The sequence below is a fragment of the Mycobacterium sp. UM_Kg1 genome, assembly GCF_000972925.1.
Classification (GTDB): Bacteria; Actinomycetota; Actinomycetes; order Mycobacteriales; family Mycobacteriaceae; genus Mycobacterium; species Mycobacterium hiberniae.
Genome location: NZ_JRMK01000369.1, coordinates 1 through 311 on the forward strand (window position 1 = coordinate 1; position 311 = coordinate 311).

The 311-nt window shown below is 73.0% G+C and carries 1 pseudogene; it reads left to right on the forward strand.

The window, feature by feature from the left end:
* Nucleotides 1-311 (forward strand): annotated as a pseudogene (locus tag LI92_RS24110) (hypothetical protein); the annotation flags it as partial.

Below are 311 nucleotides of genomic sequence, written 5' to 3' on the forward strand. Positions count from 1 at the left end.
CCGGCCCGCCCACTGGCGTCACCGGCATTGCCACCGACACCACCGTTGCCACCCGTGCCGCCGTAGCCGTTGTTCGACGTGACCACACCAGCCGCGCCCATCCCGCCGACGCCACCGTCACCGCCGTCACCGACCGCACCGGCACGACCGACCGACCCGGCCAACCCACCGGTACCCCCACGACCACCAGTACCGCCCTGGCCGTTGTTGTAGCCCCCCTGACCGGCCGCACCGGTACCGCCGACACCACCGGCGCCACCGTTACCGGCCCGCCCACTGGCGTCACCGGCATTGCCACCGACACCACCGTT